18 protein-coding genes are annotated in these 19,603 nt (G+C 43.3%); 12 read left to right on the top strand and 6 right to left on the bottom strand.

Translation table 11 applies throughout. The features are described from left to right. Window positions 1-81 precede the first annotated feature (81 nt). The 11 genes from ACQ96U_RS02370 to mgtE all read left to right on the top strand — a co-directional run bounded on the left by ACQ96U_RS02370 (window position 82) and on the right by mgtE (window position 9,017). Window positions 82-1,056, top strand: a complete 975-nt coding sequence (locus ACQ96U_RS02370) for a KpsF/GutQ family sugar-phosphate isomerase (protein WP_431719624.1) — start codon at window positions 82-84, stop codon at window positions 1,054-1,056. After that, window positions 1,053-1,586 carry a 3-deoxy-manno-octulosonate-8-phosphatase KdsC gene (gene kdsC, locus ACQ96U_RS02365; RefSeq protein WP_431719623.1) on the top strand — a complete coding sequence of 178 codons (534 nt, stop codon included), beginning with the start codon at window positions 1,053-1,055 and terminating at the stop codon, window positions 1,584-1,586. The genes ACQ96U_RS02370 and kdsC overlap by 4 nt, the downstream gene beginning before the upstream one ends. 48 nt (window positions 1,587-1,634) lie before the next feature. Next, window positions 1,635-2,216 (top strand): LPS export ABC transporter periplasmic protein LptC, encoded by a 582-nt coding sequence (gene lptC, locus ACQ96U_RS02360; protein WP_431719622.1) that lies wholly within the window; start codon window positions 1,635-1,637, stop codon window positions 2,214-2,216. Next, entirely contained in the window at window positions 2,200-2,718 is a 519-nt protein-coding gene (gene lptA / locus ACQ96U_RS02355) for a lipopolysaccharide transport periplasmic protein LptA (protein WP_431719621.1), read from the top strand. Before lptC ends, lptA begins: the two co-directional genes overlap by 17 nt. A gap of 4 nt (window positions 2,719-2,722) precedes the next feature. Then, entirely contained in the window at window positions 2,723-3,448 is a 726-nt protein-coding gene (gene lptB / locus ACQ96U_RS02350) for an LPS export ABC transporter ATP-binding protein (protein ID WP_431719620.1), read from the top strand. 190 nt (window positions 3,449-3,638) lie between these two features. Beyond that, entirely contained in the window at window positions 3,639-5,192 is a 1,554-nt protein-coding gene (locus ACQ96U_RS02345) for an RNA polymerase factor sigma-54 (RefSeq protein ID WP_431719619.1), read from the top strand. A gap of 127 nt (window positions 5,193-5,319) precedes the next feature. Further along, a complete protein-coding gene (hpf, locus tag ACQ96U_RS02340) occupies window positions 5,320-5,628 on the top strand; it encodes a ribosome hibernation-promoting factor, HPF/YfiA family (protein ID WP_431719618.1) in 309 nt (102 codons plus the stop codon). Further along, the gene (gene ptsN, locus ACQ96U_RS02335; RefSeq protein ID WP_431719617.1) at window positions 5,597-6,118 is read left to right on the top strand and encodes a PTS IIA-like nitrogen regulatory protein PtsN; all 522 of its coding nucleotides are present in this window, start codon (window positions 5,597-5,599) and stop codon (window positions 6,116-6,118) included. Before hpf ends, ptsN begins: the two co-directional genes overlap by 32 nt. A gap of 182 nt (window positions 6,119-6,300) precedes the next feature. Continuing rightward, on the top strand, window positions 6,301-7,149 hold the full coding sequence (gene rapZ / locus ACQ96U_RS02330; protein ID WP_431719616.1) for an RNase adapter RapZ: 849 nt from the start codon (window positions 6,301-6,303) through the stop codon (window positions 7,147-7,149). A 20-nt stretch (window positions 7,150-7,169) separates the two neighbouring features. Then, window positions 7,170-7,439: an HPr family phosphocarrier protein gene (locus ACQ96U_RS02325; protein WP_431719615.1), complete on the top strand. Its 270-nt coding sequence runs from the start codon at window positions 7,170-7,172 to the stop codon at window positions 7,437-7,439. A gap of 222 nt (window positions 7,440-7,661) precedes the next feature. Beyond that, the gene (mgtE, locus tag ACQ96U_RS02320; RefSeq protein WP_431719614.1) at window positions 7,662-9,017 is read left to right on the top strand and encodes a magnesium transporter; all 1,356 of its coding nucleotides are present in this window, start codon (window positions 7,662-7,664) and stop codon (window positions 9,015-9,017) included. A 71-nt stretch (window positions 9,018-9,088) separates the two neighbouring features. Here the strand turns inward: mgtE and pmbA are convergent, their stop codons facing one another. Beyond that, entirely contained in the window at window positions 9,089-10,447 is a 1,359-nt protein-coding gene (gene pmbA, locus ACQ96U_RS02315) for a metalloprotease PmbA (RefSeq protein ID WP_431719613.1), read from the bottom strand. A gap of 133 nt (window positions 10,448-10,580) precedes the next feature. Here pmbA and yjgA point away from each other — a divergent pair, with 133 nt between their 5' ends. Next, the gene (gene yjgA / locus ACQ96U_RS02310; RefSeq protein WP_431719612.1) at window positions 10,581-11,114 is read left to right on the top strand and encodes a ribosome biogenesis factor YjgA; all 534 of its coding nucleotides are present in this window, start codon (window positions 10,581-10,583) and stop codon (window positions 11,112-11,114) included. Between the two features lie 41 nt (window positions 11,115-11,155). Here yjgA and tldD read toward each other — a convergent pair whose 3' ends face one another. The 5 genes from tldD to ACQ96U_RS02285 are packed head-to-tail and all read right to left on the bottom strand — an operon-like array spanning window position 11,156 to window position 19,518. Then, a complete protein-coding gene (gene tldD / locus ACQ96U_RS02305; protein ID WP_431719611.1) occupies window positions 11,156-12,598 on the bottom strand; it encodes a metalloprotease TldD in 1,443 nt (480 codons plus the stop codon). Between the two features lie 14 nt (window positions 12,599-12,612). Beyond that, window positions 12,613-13,455: a carbon-nitrogen hydrolase family protein gene (locus tag ACQ96U_RS02300; protein ID WP_431719610.1), complete on the bottom strand. Its 843-nt coding sequence runs from the start codon at window positions 13,453-13,455 to the stop codon at window positions 12,613-12,615. Between the two features lie 9 nt (window positions 13,456-13,464). Then, a complete protein-coding gene (locus ACQ96U_RS02295) occupies window positions 13,465-17,343 on the bottom strand; it encodes a YhdP family protein (protein WP_431719609.1) in 3,879 nt (1,292 codons plus the stop codon). 53 nt (window positions 17,344-17,396) lie between these two features. Beyond that, the gene (rng, locus tag ACQ96U_RS02290; protein ID WP_431719608.1) at window positions 17,397-18,887 is read right to left on the bottom strand and encodes a ribonuclease G; all 1,491 of its coding nucleotides are present in this window, start codon (window positions 18,885-18,887) and stop codon (window positions 17,397-17,399) included. Continuing rightward, the gene (locus ACQ96U_RS02285; RefSeq protein ID WP_431719607.1) at window positions 18,880-19,518 is read right to left on the bottom strand and encodes a Maf family protein; all 639 of its coding nucleotides are present in this window, start codon (window positions 19,516-19,518) and stop codon (window positions 18,880-18,882) included. The genes rng and ACQ96U_RS02285 overlap by 8 nt, the downstream gene beginning before the upstream one ends. Window positions 19,519-19,603 lie beyond the last annotated feature (85 nt).

Raw genomic sequence — 19,603 nt, 5'->3', positions numbered from 1 at the left:
GATTTTTACTCAGTCCACGTTCCATGTTAGATAAGCAGCCCAGTTATGTGTCTTTGACTCACTCTATATAGTAGGTAGATTATGACCCAGGCAGAACAGCTTATAGCGTCAGGCAAACGCACCTTTGAAATTGAAATTGAAGCCCTACAAAAACTAGCGGGCTCGGTAAATGCTGACTTTGTTGCAGCATGTGAGCTTATTCTTAGCTGTAAAGGCCGAGTGGTTGTTGTAGGTATGGGTAAGTCAGGGCATGTCGGCAATAAATTTGCGGCAACACTAGCCAGTACTGGCACACCTGCTTTTTTTGTTCATCCTGGTGAAGCGAGTCATGGTGATATGGGTATGATCACTGCCAGTGATGTTGTTATTGCGCTCTCTAACTCCGGCAACACTGCCGAAATAGTTACCCTTCTCCCTCTGCTAAAGCGACTGGGTACCTCTTTGATCAGTATGACAGGAAACCCTCAATCGACGCTTGCAAAAGCGGCCGATGTTAACCTTGATGTTTCCATTAAAAGAGAGGCTTGCCCTCTAGATTTAGCACCAACAGCAAGTACTACTGTCGCTTTAGTCATGGGTGATGCGTTAGCTATAGCCTTATTGGAAGCTAAGGGGTTCACAGCTGAAGACTTCGCATTTTCCCACCCAGGCGGCAGTCTAGGTAGAAGACTACTGTTAAAAGTCGCAGACATTATGCATCAAAATGATCGCTTGCCCACTGTTCGTTCAGGTACACGGCTAAGAGATGCCCTGCTGGAAATGACCCAACAAGGCTTGGGTATGACCGCTATTGTGAACGCTGAAGGTATTCTTCAAGGCGTATTTACTGATGGTGACTTACGTCGAGCACTCGATCAGGGCATCGATATTCAGCAATCCACCATTGATAGCGTCATGACAACACAATGCAAAGTTGCCCAAGCCGATATGCTGGCAGCTCAAGCACTTAACATTATGGAAAAGCACAAAATTAATGGCTTGATTGTGGTAGACGATAACCATAAAGCTATCGGCGCCCTTAATATGCATGACCTTTTACGCGCAGGTGTCGTATGAGCTTACAACACTTAACCACAAAAGCCACAGCTGTTCGTTTGCTGGTATGTGATGTTGATGGAGTACTGACTGATGGTCGCCTTTACTTTACAGAAGATGGCCAAGAGTTTAAGACATTCAATACGCTGGATGGTTTAGGCTTCAAACTTTTGCAGCAAACTGGGGTCAAAATCGCTATTATCACTGGCCGTAAATCTAAGGTTGTCAGTCAACGAATGGCTGCACTTGGTGTAGAAATTGTTTATCAAGGTCGTGAAGATAAGCTTGTCGTTCTAAAAGATATTCTTGAGCAGCTTGATCTCACACCAGAACAGGTAGCTTATTTAGGGGATGACTTACCTGACCTCCCCGCTATCCGTCATGTTGGCCTAGGCTTGGCTGTTGCTAACGCAAATCCAACGGTAAAACAATATGCAGCTGGTGTAACCCAACAAAATGGTGGACTTGGTGCTGCCAGAGAAGTATGCGAGTTTATTATGGCAAGCCAAGGTACCCTTGATGCCCAACTAGCTCCTTACTTATGTTGTTAACGTGACATTACTGTCTTTAACTTCTTAATGGAATGAGCTTAGTTCAATATGGGCTTTAAACGTATTACTACGCTGATATTACTGTTGATACTGGGGTATGGCTTATTTACTTTTCTGAATCAGCCTGATGCATTTAACTTAACCGCCCCCACAAGTGATAAAAAAGAAGATGCCGCTATTTCTCCAGACTTTTTTATGGAGTCACCCGTAATCACCCAATATACAACTCAAGGTGAGCGAGACTACATTGTTGTCGCAGAGAAAGTAAGCCATTTTCCCCACAATGATATTTCGTTAATTGATCAGCCTGATATTTTGATTACGCGGAAACAAAGTAGCGATTGGCATACCACATCACGACAGGGCAGGATACTTCCTGGTGGAGATGTGATGGAACTCTGGGATAATGTCGTAGTTAGAGAACAGAAAACGACTGGAAATCCTGGCATGATTATAACAACAGAGTTTCTTACTGTTTATGCCGATCAAAATCAGGCTAAAACCAAACGTCCAGTAACCATTAAAACTGTCAACTCAGTTGTCAACGCGGTCGGCATGAATGCCTATTTAGATGAGGAGCGTGTGGAGTTGCTATCCAATGTTAGGGGAACATATGAAGTGCAGGATTAACCTTTTAGCAATAGGAATACTACTTGTTAACCTACTGGGCCAGCAAAGTGCCTGGGCTTTACCTGCTGATAGAGAAAAGCCAATCCACGCAAAGTCTGACAGTGCTAATGCCGAAAAAGATGGTGTACGCATACTGACGGGGAATGTTGTCATCACCCAAGGCACCATAAAAATTACTGGCCATAAAGTCACGATTTACACTGACAAGCAGGGAGATATCAACAAAGTAGTTGCTCTTGGTAGCCCTGCACACTATGAAGAAAAGCCTGAGCCCAACAAGGAGTTGATTCGCGCCTATGGTAAACAAATCAACTATATGATTCCTCAAGAAAGAGTTGAAATTATTGTTAACGCCAAACTATTTCAGGAAGGCAACAAGTTCACAGGCAAGCGCATTGACTATAACATGAAAACCCAAACGGTGAATGCTAAAGGCGACTCATCAAAAGCTGGCGGCAAGCAACGTGTTGAGATGATTCTGCAACCCACTAAGACGAAGTAACTCTATGCCTGTCCTACAAGCCCAAAATCTGGCAAAAAGCTATAAAGGCCGTCAAGTTGTAAAAGAAGTCTCACTTCATATTGAAAGTGGTCAAATCGTTGGTTTGCTTGGTCCTAATGGTGCAGGGAAAACAACTACATTTTATATGATCGTTGGCTTGGTTAGGTCTGATCATGGCCAAGTACAAATAGATGAACAGGATATTACACATCTACCAATGCATGGTAGAGCACGTGCAGGAATTGGTTACTTACCACAAGAAGCGTCTATTTTTCGTAAACTGTCTGTCAGTGAAAATATTATGGGGATTTTAGAAACCCGTAAGGATTTAAATCGTCAACAGCGAGAAGAAAAACTTAACCAATTACTTGAAGAGTTCAATGTAACCCACCTCAGAAATAGTTTGGGCATGAGCTTATCTGGAGGAGAACGCAGACGGGTTGAAATTGCTCGTGCACTGGCAACAGAACCTTCATTTATCCTATTAGATGAACCTTTTGCTGGGGTTGACCCCATATCTGTAAATGATATAAAAATGATAGTAACTCATTTAAAAGAAAGAGGCATTGGTGTACTGATTACCGATCACAATGTTCGAGAAACACTTGATATTTGCGAGTTAGCCTACATAGTAAGTGAAGGACAGATAATCGCTCAAGGTTCTGCGAGTGATGTAATGGCCAACCAAAAAGTCAAGGATGTTTATCTTGGACACCAATTCAAAATCTAAGACAAGTAGCCTGGTCGCGCATATAATGTGTTAATGTATGAGATGCGGCCACTCATTATTCTCTTTCACTGTTGACTGAATTACTAATGTGGCAGCATTCATTCACCACAATGACAGGTACTGTTTAGTGGCATATTAATAGATAAATTTCAGCATTTGCTTTGTTGCAGTGTAGGTAAACCAACTAATTATGAAGCCATCCTTAGTTTTAAAAATGGGCCAACAGCTGACAATGACGCCTCAGCTGCAACAGGCCATTAAACTACTTCAGTTGTCTACGCTTGACTTGCAACAAGAAATTCAGCAAGCCTTAGACTCCAACCCATTACTTGAACTTATTGAAGACGCTTCAGACTCAAATATGAATAATGAGTCAGCTGACTCCTCTGATGAACAACACGCTGAGTTCAACCAAGAAGCTCCCTCAAGTTCCAATGGTGATGGCAGCAATATTGATGCTACGTCTAGCACTACTTCTCAAGAACAAGAGAGTGATGGTGAATCTCTTTATGAGGATCAGTGGGCGGAGCAAATTCCATCGGAGCTATCGGTTGATACCGCCTGGGATGACGTCTATGACCCAATACTGCCAACGACTGGAAGCTCATCTTCTAACACCGATGAAGATTTTGACTATACCGCTAGAAACAGCACTGCAGAAACAATACAGACACACTTACACTGGCAGCTTAACCTTACCCCACTCAGCGATAATGACCGCCTGATTGCCATTGCAATTATTGATGCAGTTGATGAAAGCGGCTATTTAACCTGTACCCTGGAAGACATTCTGGAAAGCTTTGACCCAGAACTTGAGATAGAGCTTGATGAAGTCGTTGCCGTTCACCGCTTACTAAAACAATTTGACCCTGTTGGCGTTGCCGCTCGCGATTTAAAAGAGTGCCTTTTAACTCAGTTGACACAACTCAGTGCAAATACGCCTTTTGTGGAAGAAGCGAAGCTAATCACTCAAAAGTATCTCCATTTATTAGGCAATCACGACTACAATCAACTTATGCGAAAAGCAAAGTTGAAAGAAGAGCAGTTGAAACAAGCCATCCTGTTGATACAAAGTTTAAATCCACGGCCTGGCTCTGTTATTCAAGATGAGAACTCTGAATATATCGTTCCAGATGTCATTGTTCAAAAAAGAAATGATCGCTGGAGTGTAGAACTTAATACCGATGCCACCCCCCGTCTTCGCATCAATGCAAGCTATGCATCTTTAGTCAAACGTGCAGACAGCAGTTCTGACAATACCTATATTAAAAATCATCTCCAGGAAGCACGCTGGTTTATAAAAAGTTTGCAGAGCCGTAATGAAACATTAATGCGAGTTGCTAGCTGTATTGTTGAGCACCAAAAGGGCTTTTTAGAGTACGGAGAAGAAGCCATGAAACCTTTAGTGCTCCATGATATTGCAGAAGCCGTTGGCATGCATGAGTCAACAATATCAAGAGTAACAACTCAAAAATATATGCACACCCCTCGTGGTATATTTGAACTGAAGTATTTTTTCTCCAGTCATGTCAGTACCTCATCGGGTGGAGAATGCTCATCAACAGCAATCCGAGCCATCATAAAAAAATTGATCGCGGCGGAAAATGCGCGAAAACCTTTATCTGATAGTAAAATAGCCAAGCTTCTAGAAGAACAAGGAATAAAAGTGGCAAGACGAACTATCGCTAAGTACCGAGAGTCACTTTCTATTCCGCCTTCTAACGAGCGAAAACGGTTGGTGTAAGAAAGCGTTATAGGGTGACAAACAACCCTATTACCCCTACTCAATTGATTAGGGATGTTGTGGAGTCAGTAGTAGTACACAGTTTCTACTGATAGACTGTAAATCGGATCACTTAGGAGATCGATGCATGCAAATAAATATTAGTGGTCACCACGTTGATATTACCGATCCGCTGCGCCAATATGTTATCAGCAAGTTTGAGCGGTTGGAGCGGCACTTTGATAGCATTACCAATGTGCAAGTTACTTTAAGTGTTGAAAAACTTCGACAAAAAGCTGAGACCACTTTACATATAAGAGGTGCAGATATTCGCGCGGAAGCGGAATCTGAAGACATGTATGCAGCGATTGACATGCTTGTCGATAAGTTAGATCGTCAACTTCTAAAACACAAAGAGAAAAACCTTGACCGTTTACAGGGCGCAGGAGCCCGTTAAACCGGCCATTGCTGGAGATTGTAAAAACGCAATGAAACTCGAACAGATTCTTGCCCCGGAGTGCACCGCTTGTGATGTCGAGGGTGGCAGTAAAAAAAGAACGTTAGAGCAAATTGCAGATATCCTGGCCGGTTACCGGCCAGGCATAGGTGCTAGCGAACTTTTTGATAGTCTTATTACCAGAGAACGACTGGGAAGTACTGGATTCGGCAATGGCATTGCACTTCCCCACTGCAGATTAACCAACTGTGAAAAACCCATGGCGGCTTTACTAAAGCTTCGTGAACCCATCGAGTTTGACGCAATGGATAATCACCCAGTTGATTTAATTTTTGCACTTATAGTTCCAGAAGAAGCTACTTCTGAGCATTTAGCAATATTGCAACTTGTTGCTGAACGGTTTGAAAATGCCAGTTTCAGAAATAGGCTGCGTAATGCTCAAAGCAATCATGAACTTTATGAGCTTGCTATTGCCCCTCTTCCTAATTAACAGGTCACACACAACCATCTTGCTTTAACGCTTCATTTATTTTTACTCCAAATGACGGACTTCACTGTAGCTTGGCTACAACAAGAAGCCGTCATTTTGGTGTACACTATACATGCAGTGTAATAATAATATGGCGCGCATAATAAAAGCCAACTCACAACCATGGTACACATAAAAGTCGTATGAAACTTGTTATCATTAGTGGTCGATCAGGTTCAGGTAAAAGTACAGGGCTACATGTGCTTGAAGACCAAGGTTTTTTCTGTATCGATAATTTACCCTTAGTTTTACTTCCTGATTTAGCGAAAGAGCTGCAAAAAGCTTATTTAGACCGTGTAGCTGTCAGTATTGACGCCCGAAATATACGACAAGAGCTATCTCGCTTTCCGGAAATTATTAACCGGATAAAACAACAACAAGTTGATGCTGAGGTTATTTATCTTGATGCTGATGACGAAGAACTTTTAAAACGCTTTAGTGAAACTCGACGAAAACACCCATTAAGCAACCATAATTGTTCTTTAGCTGAAGCCCTTAAAGCTGAGCAACAGGTTTTGGAGCCAATCTCAAACCTGGCTGATCTCACCATGGATACAACTGGACTTACGCTGCATGATTTACGCGATATATTTAATAAACGAGTAGCCTGCAAACAAGACAAAAGTATTGCATTATTATTTGAGTCATTTGGCTTTAAAAAGGGTGCACCTAATGATGCAGACTATATTTTTGATGTTCGATGTTTACCTAACCCCTATTGGGTTAATCATTTACGACAGTACACAGGTAAAGATCAACCCATTAAAGAGTTTTTAATGGCAGAACCTCAAGTTGAAGTGATGTTTGAAGATATTTATAAATTTGTTGAAAAATGGTTACCTAGTTTTGAAGCCTGCAACCGGAGTTACCTAACTGTTGCTATAGGGTGTACAGGAGGTCATCATCGTTCAGTCTATTTAGCAGAACGGCTTGCATCTTCCTTCCAAGCTAAGTACCGTAATGTTCAAGTTAGACATCGTGAACTTCCTTAGTTAAGACTTCAGCCGTCACCATGATAGAAGAACAGCTCATCATCATTAATAAGCTAGGGCTTCATGCTCGTGCTGCAGCAAAGTTTGTAACAACGGCTGCAGCCTTTGGTAGCACGATTCGTGTCGGCAAAGCAGGTAAAATGGTAGATGGCAAAAGTATTATGTCAGTCATGATGTTAGCTGCCAGCCAAGGTACAACCCTCGATGTGCTTATTGAAGGCAGAGATGAAGAGCAGGCATTTGTTGCACTTAAGGCATTGGTTGATAACTACTTTGAGGAAGGAGAGTAGAATTTATCGGGTCATAAATATTTTTAATATCCCGCCACTTTCAAGCAAATACCAACAAACCCAAAAACAATCCACAGCTCGTTCTACTGCACTTATTCCAGCCTGTACATTTTCTGATTTAGCAAAAGAAATCAAGAAGATACTATGGTCTATAGCAAATTTTCGTTAAAATTTGCGCTCTAGTGCTTTCTGTAACTTCTGCACTGCCCAACAGGGGGGGTTATGGCTCAACAACAAAGCAGCATTTCCGATACCCAAATTCAGGCCTTAAATGAGGCACTGGAGCAAGGAGTATCGCCTCAAGTATCGATGATGCTAAATAGCCTGTCCTCAGCTGATATTGCCCATTTACTTGAATCTTCTCCGCCAAAAATAAGAACCCTGATTTGGCAGCTCTTAGAAAAAGAACTTGCTGCTGAAGTACTACAAGAACTTGGAGATGATCTGCGCCAGTTTTATCTGGAACAGATGAATGTGGATGAAGTTGCAGCCCTTACCGAAAATATCGATACCGATGACCTGGCAGATATGCTGCAATTGCTGCCAGACACAATTACCCGACAAGTGTTGGCATCCATGGATGCCCAAGACCGTCATCGTGTAGAACAAGTATTATCCTACCCAGAAGATACTGCTGGCGGCTTGATGAACACGGACATGATTACTGTCCGTCCCAGCAATACACTGGATGTTGTATTTCGTTATTTACGCCGTCACCCAGAGTTACCAGAAATGACGGATGCCTTATTAGTCGTTAACCGTCGCGATGAATTCATAGGCGTATTGCCTATCAGTAAAATGCTCACTACGCATCCTTCTATCAGTGTACGCGAAGTGATGCAGACAGATATTCAAGCTATACCTGCCAGTATGCCAGCCAATAAAGTAGCTCAGCTATTTGAGCGTCAAGATTTGGTCTCTGCACCTGTCGTAGATGACGAAGGCAAGCTGGTCGGTCGTATCACAGTGGATGACGTTGTTGATGTCATTCGTGAAGAAGGTGATCACTCGTTGATGAGCATGGCAGGCTTGGATGAAGATGCTGATACTTTTGCTCCCGTTTTAAAAACGGCTCGCAGCCGGGCAATCTGGTTAGGCATTAACTTATTGACTGCTTTTATAGCCTCAGGTGTTATTGGCATGTTTCAGGATACGATTGACAAAGTCGTAGCACTTGCCGTACTCATGCCTATTGTCGCAAGTATGGGAGGCATTGCAGGGAGCCAGACTCTAACACTAGTCATTAGAGCGATGGCCCTTGGTCAAATAGGCCAGTCAAACGTTCGCTGGTTAATCTCAAGGGAATGTATTGTTGGCTTCTTAAATGGCTGTTTATGGGCTATTGTCGTCTCTATAGCAGCCATGCTTTGGTTTAAAGACCCTATAATTTCTACTGTTATTGCGCTAGCAATGGTCGCAAATATGCTGGTTGCAGCCATTGCTGGGGCTGGCCTCCCCTTACTGCTTAAAGCGATGCGCATAGATCCAGCGTTAGCAGGAAGTGTCGTCTTAACAACCGTGACAGATGTTGTAGGTTTTGTAGCATTTCTTGGGTTAGCCTCCTATTTTTTTGGCTGAGGCCAATCCCAAGAACCTTGCTATATACAACAATTGGTGTGCTACAAAATAAAAAGCAACAAAGTCAGTTATTAGTGACCAGCTACTGTCATTTGTTCTATCAGCAACGAACCCGTCTTCACATTACTCCGCCAGTCAATGTCATTACCTATAGCAACAAGGTTGCGAAACATATCTTTTAGATTGCTGGCAATAGTTACTTCAGAAACAGGAAACTGGATTTTGCCATATTCAACCCAAAAGCCAGCAGCACCACGTGAATAGTCCCCTGTAACAGCATTAATCCCATGCCCCATCAGCTCAGTCACGAGCAAACCACGATCCATTTTCTTCAGCAAATCATCAAGTGAGTAGTCATGAGGTTCAATAAAAAGGTTATGCACTCCACCTGCATTTGCTGTACTTTGCATTTTCAGTTTACGCGCAGAATAAGTGCTTAATATATAACTTTGTAATACACCATCAGTTACAAAATCTTTTGCATAAGTCGCCAAACCATCATTATCAAAAGCAGCACTACCAATGGCACCTTTTAAGTGAGGTTGCTCATGAATTCTGACATTATCAGGAAATATTTGCTGGCCAAGACTATTTAACAGAAATGATGCTTCTCGATATTGGCTAGAACCTGTTACGGCAGAAAGAAAATGCCCCAGTATGGAACTCGCTAATTCCGCTGAAAAAAGGACAGGGACCTGACAGGTTTCCACTTTTCGCGATCCTAAACGGGCGACTGTCCGCTCTGCTGCTTTTGCACCTACTTGTTCTGCTGCTTGCAGATCTCCACATTTTCGTGCAATGGTATACCAGTAATCTCGTTGCATCTCCTTTTGCTGCTGAGCAATCATGACACAACTAATACTGTGACGACTTGATAAATAGCTGCCTAAAAAACCATTAGAGTTTCCGTACAAACGGCACCCCTGATGGCTGGCAACTGTCGAACCTTCAGAGTTACTAATAAGATCACTTTGTTGAAATGCGGCTGCTTCAGTGGTTTTTGCCAGTTCCACAGCTTGCTCAGGCGTAATACCCCACGGATGATACAAATCCAAGTCAGGAATTTGCTGTGCCAGCTGCTCAGGATCAGCCAACCCTGCACAATCATCTTCGGATGTATAACGAGCAATATTTACCGCCGCCGCAACGGTGTCTTCAATCGCCTGGGGAGAGCTATCTGAGGTGCTGGCAGATCCTTTACGCTTTCCAACATAAGCAGTAATACCAAAGCCACGATCACAGTTGAACTCTACCGTTTCAACCTCGCCCTTACGCACACTGGCAGATAACCCTGTATCCAAGCTAACACCAACCTCAGCTGCCGTAGCACCTTGCCGCTTCGCTTCGGAGAGAATTTGTTCAACCAGGCTTTCCAGTTGTTTTTGCTCTACCTTAGGATCGATAGAGTGAGAATGTTGTTGCACAGTCATAAATATATTTAAACTTTTAAGTGTTAAACGGGCTGAGTCAAGTGATCCAGGCTCGCTATGATGAATCAAGTAGTGTTAACTCAGATGATTCAGGCTACAATTGCGCCATACTGTAACAAAGATTCCTAGCAGAATGATGACTGACGAAGCCTTACCTGACGAATTTGACGATTATAAAAGCAAATCCCAGCTCAAGCGTGAAATGCATGCTCTACAAGCATTAGGTCAACGCTTGCTGGAATTAAAGCCTGATATTCTTAAGCAAATTCCTTTAAACGACAGATTACGCCAAGCCTTGGAAGAAGGTAAACGCATTAAAAGCTTTAATGCCCAAAAACGTCACCTGCAGTTTATTGGCAAACTTATGCGTGACCATGACACTGAAGCAATCATCGCGACTCTGGACCGCCTTGATAGCACCAGTGAAGAATCTGCTCGACGTTTCCACTTACTTGAACGCTGGCGTGATCGGCTACTTGATGACACTACCAGTCAGGAATCACTTAATGAATTAGTAGCACAGTGCCCTGAAGTTGAGATTCAACATGTAAGGCAACTAATTCGCCAGGCTCACAAAGAAGCGGCTACCAACAAACCGCCCAGTGCAAGCCGTAAACTCTTTCGTTACCTGCGCGAGCTAGACCTGCAGCAGAACTTTTTAGGCTAAAACCATACCCTTCGTTGTAGGTATAACTCATAAATAGGGGCTTATGCCCCTGTTCCACCCACCGTAATTTCTGCAATTTTCAATGTTGGCTGGCCAACACCCACAGGTACAGACTGCCCTTCTTTACCACACACACCAATACCTGGATCAAGTGACAAATCATTACCCACCATAGTAATGTTGTTCATAACATCCGGACCATTACCAATCAAAGTAGCCCCTTTCACAGGACGGGTAATTTTTCCATTTTCGATCAAATAAGCTTCACTCGTCGAAAATACAAACTTCCCAGAAGTAATATCAACCTGACCACCACCAAGTTGTGCGGCATAAATACCTTTATCAACAGAAGCAATAATCTCTTCAGGTGCATGATCACCAGGTAACATATAAGTATTGGTCATACGCGGCATAGGTAAATGAGAGTAAGACTCCCGACGTCCATTACCTGTTGCTTTCATACCCATGAGCCGAGCATTTTGCTTATCTTGCATGTAATTTTTCAGAATGCCATTTTCAATCAATACGGTACATTCTGTAGGTACACCTTCATCGTCCATATTAAGTGACCCTCGACGCCCTGGTAATGTACCATCATCAACGACTGTACAGAGTGTAGAAGCAACTTGCTCACCAATACGACCAGAGTAAGCAGAACTGCCTTTTCGATTAAAGTCACCCTCTAAACCATGACCTACCGCTTCATGGAGCAAGACTCCAGACCAACCTGGACCCAGTACAACCGGCATCGCTCCAGCAGGTGAAGGCTCTGCTTCAAGATTAACAAGTGCCTGGCGTACCGCATCACGCACATATTCCTGAGCACGATCGTCTTTGATAAAAAGCTGGTAATCTGTTCGGCCACCACCACCCGCAGATCCTCGCTCACGACGCCCATCCTGTTCAACAATCACAGAAATATTTAAGCGTACGAGTGGTCTGACATCACCCGCCAAAGTACCATCACTCGCTGCAACCAGAACCGTTTCATAGCCTCCAGCCAAACTCACTGTTACCTGTTTTACTCTAGGATCCAATTGTCGTGCTTGGCGATCCATATCCTTTAGTAGTGTCACCTTGTCCTGCTGTGACATCACATCTAATGGATTACTTGCGGGATAAAGTGCTAATGGTCGTGAAGACTGCCAAGCCTGTACAGACTGATTCTGCCCTTGAGCTGCAATTGACCGAGCAGCGGCAGCAGCCTGATTGAGAGCGGGAAGAATGATTTCATTGGAATAGGCAAAGCCAGTTTTTTCACCACTCATGGCGCGTACACCCACACCACGGTCGACATTAAAGCTGCCTTCTTTAACAATACCGTCATCTAAAACCCAAGACTCAAAGCGTGAGTTTTGAAAATATAAATCAGCAGCATCTATTTGATGGCCCAACATGCCATCAATAATATTAGCAACATGGTTCTCTGTGAGCTCAGCAGGCATCAACAGTTGTTCTTTTGCAGAGAGTAATAAATCAGTCATAAATAATAAGAAACCTATTTCTTGATCAAAGCCAGTTCATAAGGACATCGATGAGATAATGAAGGCATTTGATCACGAATTTGTTTGACCTTTTGTAAATCAATTTCAGCCAGAATAACAGCTTCACCCTTTGTCGTTGATGCAATAGTTTGCCCCCAAGGGTCCACAATCATTGAGTGGCCATGAGTTTCACGCTTATCCTCGTGAGTACCTGTCTGGTTAGCCGCAATGACATAACTAAAGTTTTCAATCGCCCTGGCTTTTACGAGTGTTTCCCAGTGTGCAGCTCCTGTCACTGCTGTAAATGCAGAGGGTATACAAAAAATATCAACGTTCTGCTCAGCCAGTTTTCTAAAGATTTCTGGAAAACGTAAATCGTAACAAATAACGGGTGCTATACGACCAAACGGGGTATCAACAACAACAAGATGTTTACCTGGCAGGAACTCCTTTGATTCCCGATACGATCCTTTGCTGTCATCCACATTAACATCAAATAAGTGAATTTTGTCATAACGCGCAACTTCGTCTCCCTGATCATTATAGACAAAACAACTGGCTAGACAGCGATCATCTGTTTGTTCTTCAGGTAAAAACGGAATAGAACCCGCAACCAACCAAATATTATGGGCTCTTGCCTGCTCCGCTAAAAATGATCGAATAGGGCCTTCAGCCGTTTGCTCTCCCTTGCCAATAGCTAACATATCAGGTGTTGCAAATGCAGCAAAACACTCTGGTAATACAACCAAATTAGCACCCAGCCGAGCCACTTGACTCATTAGCCGTTCAGCATGTGTTAAATTTTCTGCTACATCTACACCAGAGTTCATTTGTACAGCAGCTACTTTATATTTCATTTCATCCCTTTAATCGTCTTTTTCTGTGTCAGCACTAAATATTTTATCAAATGACACTTTTGGATTAGTCAGTGTCCCAGTCAAACGGTAACAGGCACTGGCAAACTGTTGTACGGTATTACCCAGTAGCTTATCAAATAAATAAATTGCACCACCCACCTGAGGTGCCCCCATCAGTACAGCAATAATGGGTAAATTATCCGTCACCGGTAAGGTAACTACGAGAAAAGCATCAACCTTATCCGTAATAAAATTAAGCACACCATCCATTTGGAAATCGGCTGAAGGCCCCTCAATGGTGACAGGCTTATCAAAGGTTAAAATGCCACCATTGAAACGACCATGAACTCTGAATTTGTCAAAGCTCACCCCCGAGGAAAATAAATCTGAAAAATCCAAACGTAAACGTCGGGCAATCGCATTAAAATTAAGAATACCCAACAGTTTAAGGGCATTCGCTGAGCGCTCAGTTTCAACAAACCGACCATGCTCAATTTTACTGTCGACTTTTCCTGTGAGTGTTTTTACTGCAAAGGCCATGGGAGAACCAGGCCAGTTTACATCCACAGAGATTTTCGTTTTTTTACTGGTCAGTGTGGCTGCATATCCCCAGTTTTCAAGGACCTTACCAATATTTTCAGCTCGAATCACGCCTTTATAAAATGAGCGATGAAAACCGCGCTGATAATTCCACGACAAATCACCTGTAATGGACAGCCCTTGCATATCCCCCACAATATTTTGTACATGAAGTCCCTTTGGATTTGGACGAATATTTGCGGATAATGAGCCAACCTTCTGCTTGTCCAACGTTAAATCATGAATTCTAAGGTTCATAGCAGGAATCGACTGCGGCGGTACTGTCGTATCCTGATTACTCTTTGCAGAGCTTGCCTTTTTGTCAGTAACAGTACTAATAACAGCCTTATCAACCCAGATATCCATAGGCTGGTTTTGACTAAAAGGAATATTGACCTGTCCCTTTAAATCAATACTATCGAGTAACACACGCCAGTGATCCCTCATCGTCAACAGTGAGACATTTATTTTTTTCAACGCTTGATCTGCGGCAATCAACTTATCAACACTGAAGTTACGAACCGTGACTGGCTTAATTGCAGGTGTACTCTTGCTGTCAAAACCAGCCCATAGTGATTGCCACTGGCTAACATTGAGCACAGGTAACCAACCTGCTACCTGAATACCTCTGGGTATTGGAGAAATCAACCCACTTCGTCCAACCAGCAAATTGGCTGAGACTACCCCCTGTTTTCCCAGCAGCAATGCGGCACTGAGCTGATTGTGCAACATCACCCTAAGTAATAGAGGCTCTTGAAAGCTAATGTTCAACTGTAAAGGACGCTGCTCATAAGGTGACTTTTCAAAAGGCTCGGGTAGATTTAAAGCAATCCCTTGTAAGTCAGTTTGAATACTTAACTGTGGAGCACGTTTTTTAGTGTCATAAACATTGAGTTCAGCCGTAATATCCGTTTGGCCTTTAACCCATTTTTGAATAGGTTCTGGTGCTCCTAACCAGCGTAATAGCGGCGTTGTTTGTATTGGAGCTTGCAGCGAAATACTTTGCACTAACTGTTTTTTTTCTTTTTTAACGTCAAGCTTTGCTGTAAAGGTATTTTCTAAAAACTTGCCTTGTAGTTTCTGAGCAAACATGCCCTGCCCAGCTTCGTAACGCAATGCCCCATGAATCTGATCAAATGCGATATCTTGTTGTGGGAGTTTTATTTGACCATTATGTACAGCAATATCTACGGTACCTTTTGGCTGAGCCTTTTCTTGCAATGGTATGCTTAAGCCTAATTTGACATCATAGTCACCAGCAACAGTCCAAGGTACTTCAACATCATTTAGCGCATCTGCAATAGGACTCTCATGAAGTAACTTATTGGCCTCCTCACCTCCCACTTTTGCATTGCCCTTCAAATGTAGTACTAAAGGTTGGTCATTTTCCAGCTCGGTAAAATCTGCGGTGACTTGTAACCCATCAATTTTACTTTTGCTGTAAAGCCTTCCTTCTTCAACCTCAACATTCAAGTGATCGCTACTGACATGTACCAGTGCATTCAACGCATTAGCGGTGGGCCAGGCAGGGTCATACTGTAAGGTTCCATGACGAATTTTGAAAAACAAACCAAAGTTACTGGCGGCTGCCAAATCATCTGGGTCAAGCGACCCGTTATAAACAAAGGCACCTGACTCAATATCTGCTTTCTTAATACTCTGATCAAGCCAGGTGACCAACTCCTCAGACATCGCGCCTCGTGCGGGCAAATACTGACCAGTGTATTGCGCATCCCCTTCAGTCACACCAACCGTTAATGCCATTTGTGGGGGTCTATCATCAAAGGGAAATTGAAGCCGGAACTGTCCTTTGAAATGCCCATCGTCTCCTGTTAAGGCAACATTATGTGTATACAACTCATATTGGTTATCAAAAATACGCCACTCTAAACGCCCTGAGGCCTGGTCGTAGTACCAAGTCCGACGAAACAAGCTCTCTAGCCCCAGACTAAATCGCTTAGCGTCCAACAAAATCACACCTTTTGTTGGCGTGATCAGTGTGTAACCAGAGATACCTGATCCTGAAGGGGCATTCTCCCAAGCATCAACACCTACTTCATGCAGACGTGCACTGGCCACAAAAGCTGAAGGTTGACTTGGCTGCCAGTCCAACCAAACTTGTCGCAGCTTCCCTACCGGATTTAACGTACTCAGCAACTGATGTGCTTCTTTAGGGAGCCACTGCGTGGAAAGCGTTATTTTTTTCAGTGCCGCCAAATCAATCTCAGATAATGCCAACGTAATTCTTGAAGACTGCGTATCAGATGACTTAAGAGGTGTACCTCCCTCAGGACGACTATCCAACGAAATATAGGGTAATGTTAATGGTGGTTGATCATTAACAGCCAGCGCTAAGTCTTTTGCACGCCACTGCCACTGTTGATTAGAAGACCATTGAATTTGACTGTTCTTCGTTCTGAAGTGTTGTATTGTTGGTAGTTGGTGATTAGCCCAATGCCCAGTCACTTCAGTAAAATCAAGTGCACTGTGAGCATCTAACTGTTGACCATTCCAGGTCAGCCAAAGCTTCCCATCAAGCTGCTCGATATTTAACTGAGTTGACTCAGGAAGAAACATTGCCAACCACGGGGTTAAGTGTATATTTTCAATATCAAGCATGGCGGAAAGCTTTGTATCCTGCCAAGTATTACCCCATTTACTCAATTTTACCGCAACCGAAATTTCCCCAGAGCGCTGATCTGTATAACCATCCTGAAGAGAGCCCGTCACATGAATACCCTGCTGGGTATTTTCAATAGTCAGCTGCACATTTGTCAGTGCTTGAGCCGAACCTTGTTCAGGCTCAAAGACGACGGTACTGTCCAATAAATGCAGACGGTTTTGCTGTAAAATAAGGCCTGAAATCAGCTTAAAATCACTTTTCTCTGATGGTGCTGCCTGGAAACCACGCAAGTGCCACTGTTTCGTTTGTTCTTTCAGCTGGATATTAGCCCCTGTCACTTCCAGCTGTTCAAATACCAAAGACCCCGCGAGAATAGACCCTAACGTATCAAACGATAAAATAAGTTGCTTGGCGGATAGTGCATTCTGCTGAGGATCTTGTGGACTTTTAATCACTACATCAGTAGCAACCAATGCTGGATTAAATCCACGCCAACTACCGGCTAATTGTCCTATCGATACCTGAGTATTAAGGTATTCAGCAAGTCTCTCAGACAGTTCTTCACGATAGTCTGTTAATCGAGGTAACAAAAAACGTCCAGCACTGACATAAAGTGCCATAAGCACAATCAAGGTGACCACAAGCCACCAAACAATTCGAGAAAACCAACGGGCAATCCAAAGCATTTAGCTATCCAAAACAAAAACACCAGGCTTGTAAAAATTACACGCAATTTGCCTTACACGAGAACAACATCAAACTGTTCCTGGGTATACATAGGCTCAACTTGAATACGTATATTTTTTTCAATAAATTCTTCCAAGTCAGCTACGTTGCCAGAATCTTCTTCCAGTAAACGATCCACAACGGTTTGTGCAGCCAACACCAGGTAGGTATCACTATCATAAGCCCGGGCTTCCCTAAGAATCTCCCGAAAAATTTCATAACAAACAGTTTCTGGCGTTTTTAAGGAACCACGTCCCTGGCAAGTGGGGCAAGGCTCACACAAAACATTTTCCAGGCTTTCACGGGTCCGTTTGCGGGTCATTTCAACTAATCCTAACTCAGAAACCCCTGTAATATTGGTTTTTGCATGGTCCCGCTCCAGGTTTTTTTCTAACATCCGAAACACTTGCCGCTTATGCTCTTCATCTTCCATATCAATGAAGTCAATAATGATAATCCCACCGAGATTGCGTAAGCGGAGCTGGCGTGCTATTGCCGTTGCTGCTTCCAAATTCGTCTTAAAAATAGTCTCTTCCAGATTACGGTGCCCAACAAAAGCCCCCGTATTCACATCAATCGTCGTCATAGCTTCCGTCTGATCAATAATCAGATGACCACCTGATTTAAGCGGTACTTTTCGGCTCAGTGCTCGCTGTATTTCATCTTCAACGCTGTATAAATCAAAAATAGGGCGCTCGCCTGGATAGTATTCAACACGATCTTCAATTTGCGGAATTAATTTCTTAACAAATTTAAGCACCTTCAAATAGGTTTCTTTAGAGTCAATACGCACCTTTTCAATGATAGGCTCAACCAAATCTCTTAAGGTACGCAAATAAAGAGGAAGATCTTCATAGACTGCAACAGGCGCTTTGGTAGAAGCAATACTTTCAGAAATAGAGTCCCACAAGCGGTGTAAGAAAAAAATGTCATTCAGAATTTCCGCTTCGCCAACACCCTCTGCCGCTGTCCGTAAAATAAAACCGCCTTTATCCTGAATCCCATGCTCTTCAAGCAGCTTTTCCACCATGACCTTTAAACGCTCACGTTCCTGCTGGTCCTCAATGCGTAGAGAAATACCGACATGATTGGTATGAGGCATATACACTAAGTAGCGGGCAGGAATAGAAATATGAGTTGTTAATCGAGCACCTTTTGTACCTAATGGGTCCTTCGTAACCTGAACCACAATGGACTGCCCTTCATGGACTAAATAACTGATATGAGGCTCAGATTCATTGCTTGAGGCTGTTTCGTTCTCCTTTGCATCATTATTTTTAGGGATAATCTCACTGGCGTGAATAAACGCGGCGCGCTCTAAGCCAATGTCGACAAAAGCTGCCTGCATCCCTGGCAATACTCGGACTACTTTGCCTTTATAAATATTACCAACAATACCACGACGTTGAGTGCGTTCGATGTACACCTCTTGCAGTACACCGTTTTCTACCACAGCCACTCGAGACTCCATGGGTGTGATATTCATCAGTATTTCTTCACTCATCTGCACGCTCTAGTTGTTTTCTCCAAGATGAAAGCCCTGTGGGAACATCCATTAACTGGAGTAGCTCAGCCGTTTCGGTCAAAGGCAGCCCCATCACTCCAGAGTAACTGCCCGCTAAATGTTGTACAAATATGGCTCCTAGCCCTTGTATAGCATAGGCACCTGCTTTATCTAAAGGTTCACCACTGCGGATATAGGCTTGTACATCAGTATCTGTCAGCGCACGAAAAGTGACATTGCTGACACTCAAACGGGTTTCCATCTGCCTACGGTTTTTTAAAGCAACCGCTGTGATTACCTGGTGAGTTCGATTGGACAAACGCATTAACATCGCCTTTGCGTCTGACTCATCTTTCGGCTTCCCCAAAATACCGCCATCAACAATGACACTGGTATCTGCCGCCAAAACACAAGGGCTGTTCTCTGTTGAAGATATAATGCTCTTTTTCTCTGCATGTAATATCTGCCATCCAGCCTCAGCCTTTTCCTTAGCCATCCGCAGCACATAGGCATCACCTAGCTCATCTGTATAGGGAGACTCATCGATAGCAGCAGGAATAACGATATAATTAACACCTATCTGCTGTAACAGCTCTTGCCGTCTGGGTGACTGAGAAGCGAGGTAAATCATCAATGCCTCTTTGCGCAAGCACAACCGTTATTTACAAAAATGTTCACGAACTGTATACGACTAACCAGTATAAAATACGACAATT

Source organism: Zooshikella sp. RANM57 (genome assembly GCF_050749885.1).
GTDB lineage: Bacteria > Pseudomonadota > Gammaproteobacteria > Pseudomonadales > Zooshikellaceae > Zooshikella.
This window is presented reverse-complemented; position numbering and strand designations above follow the sequence as displayed.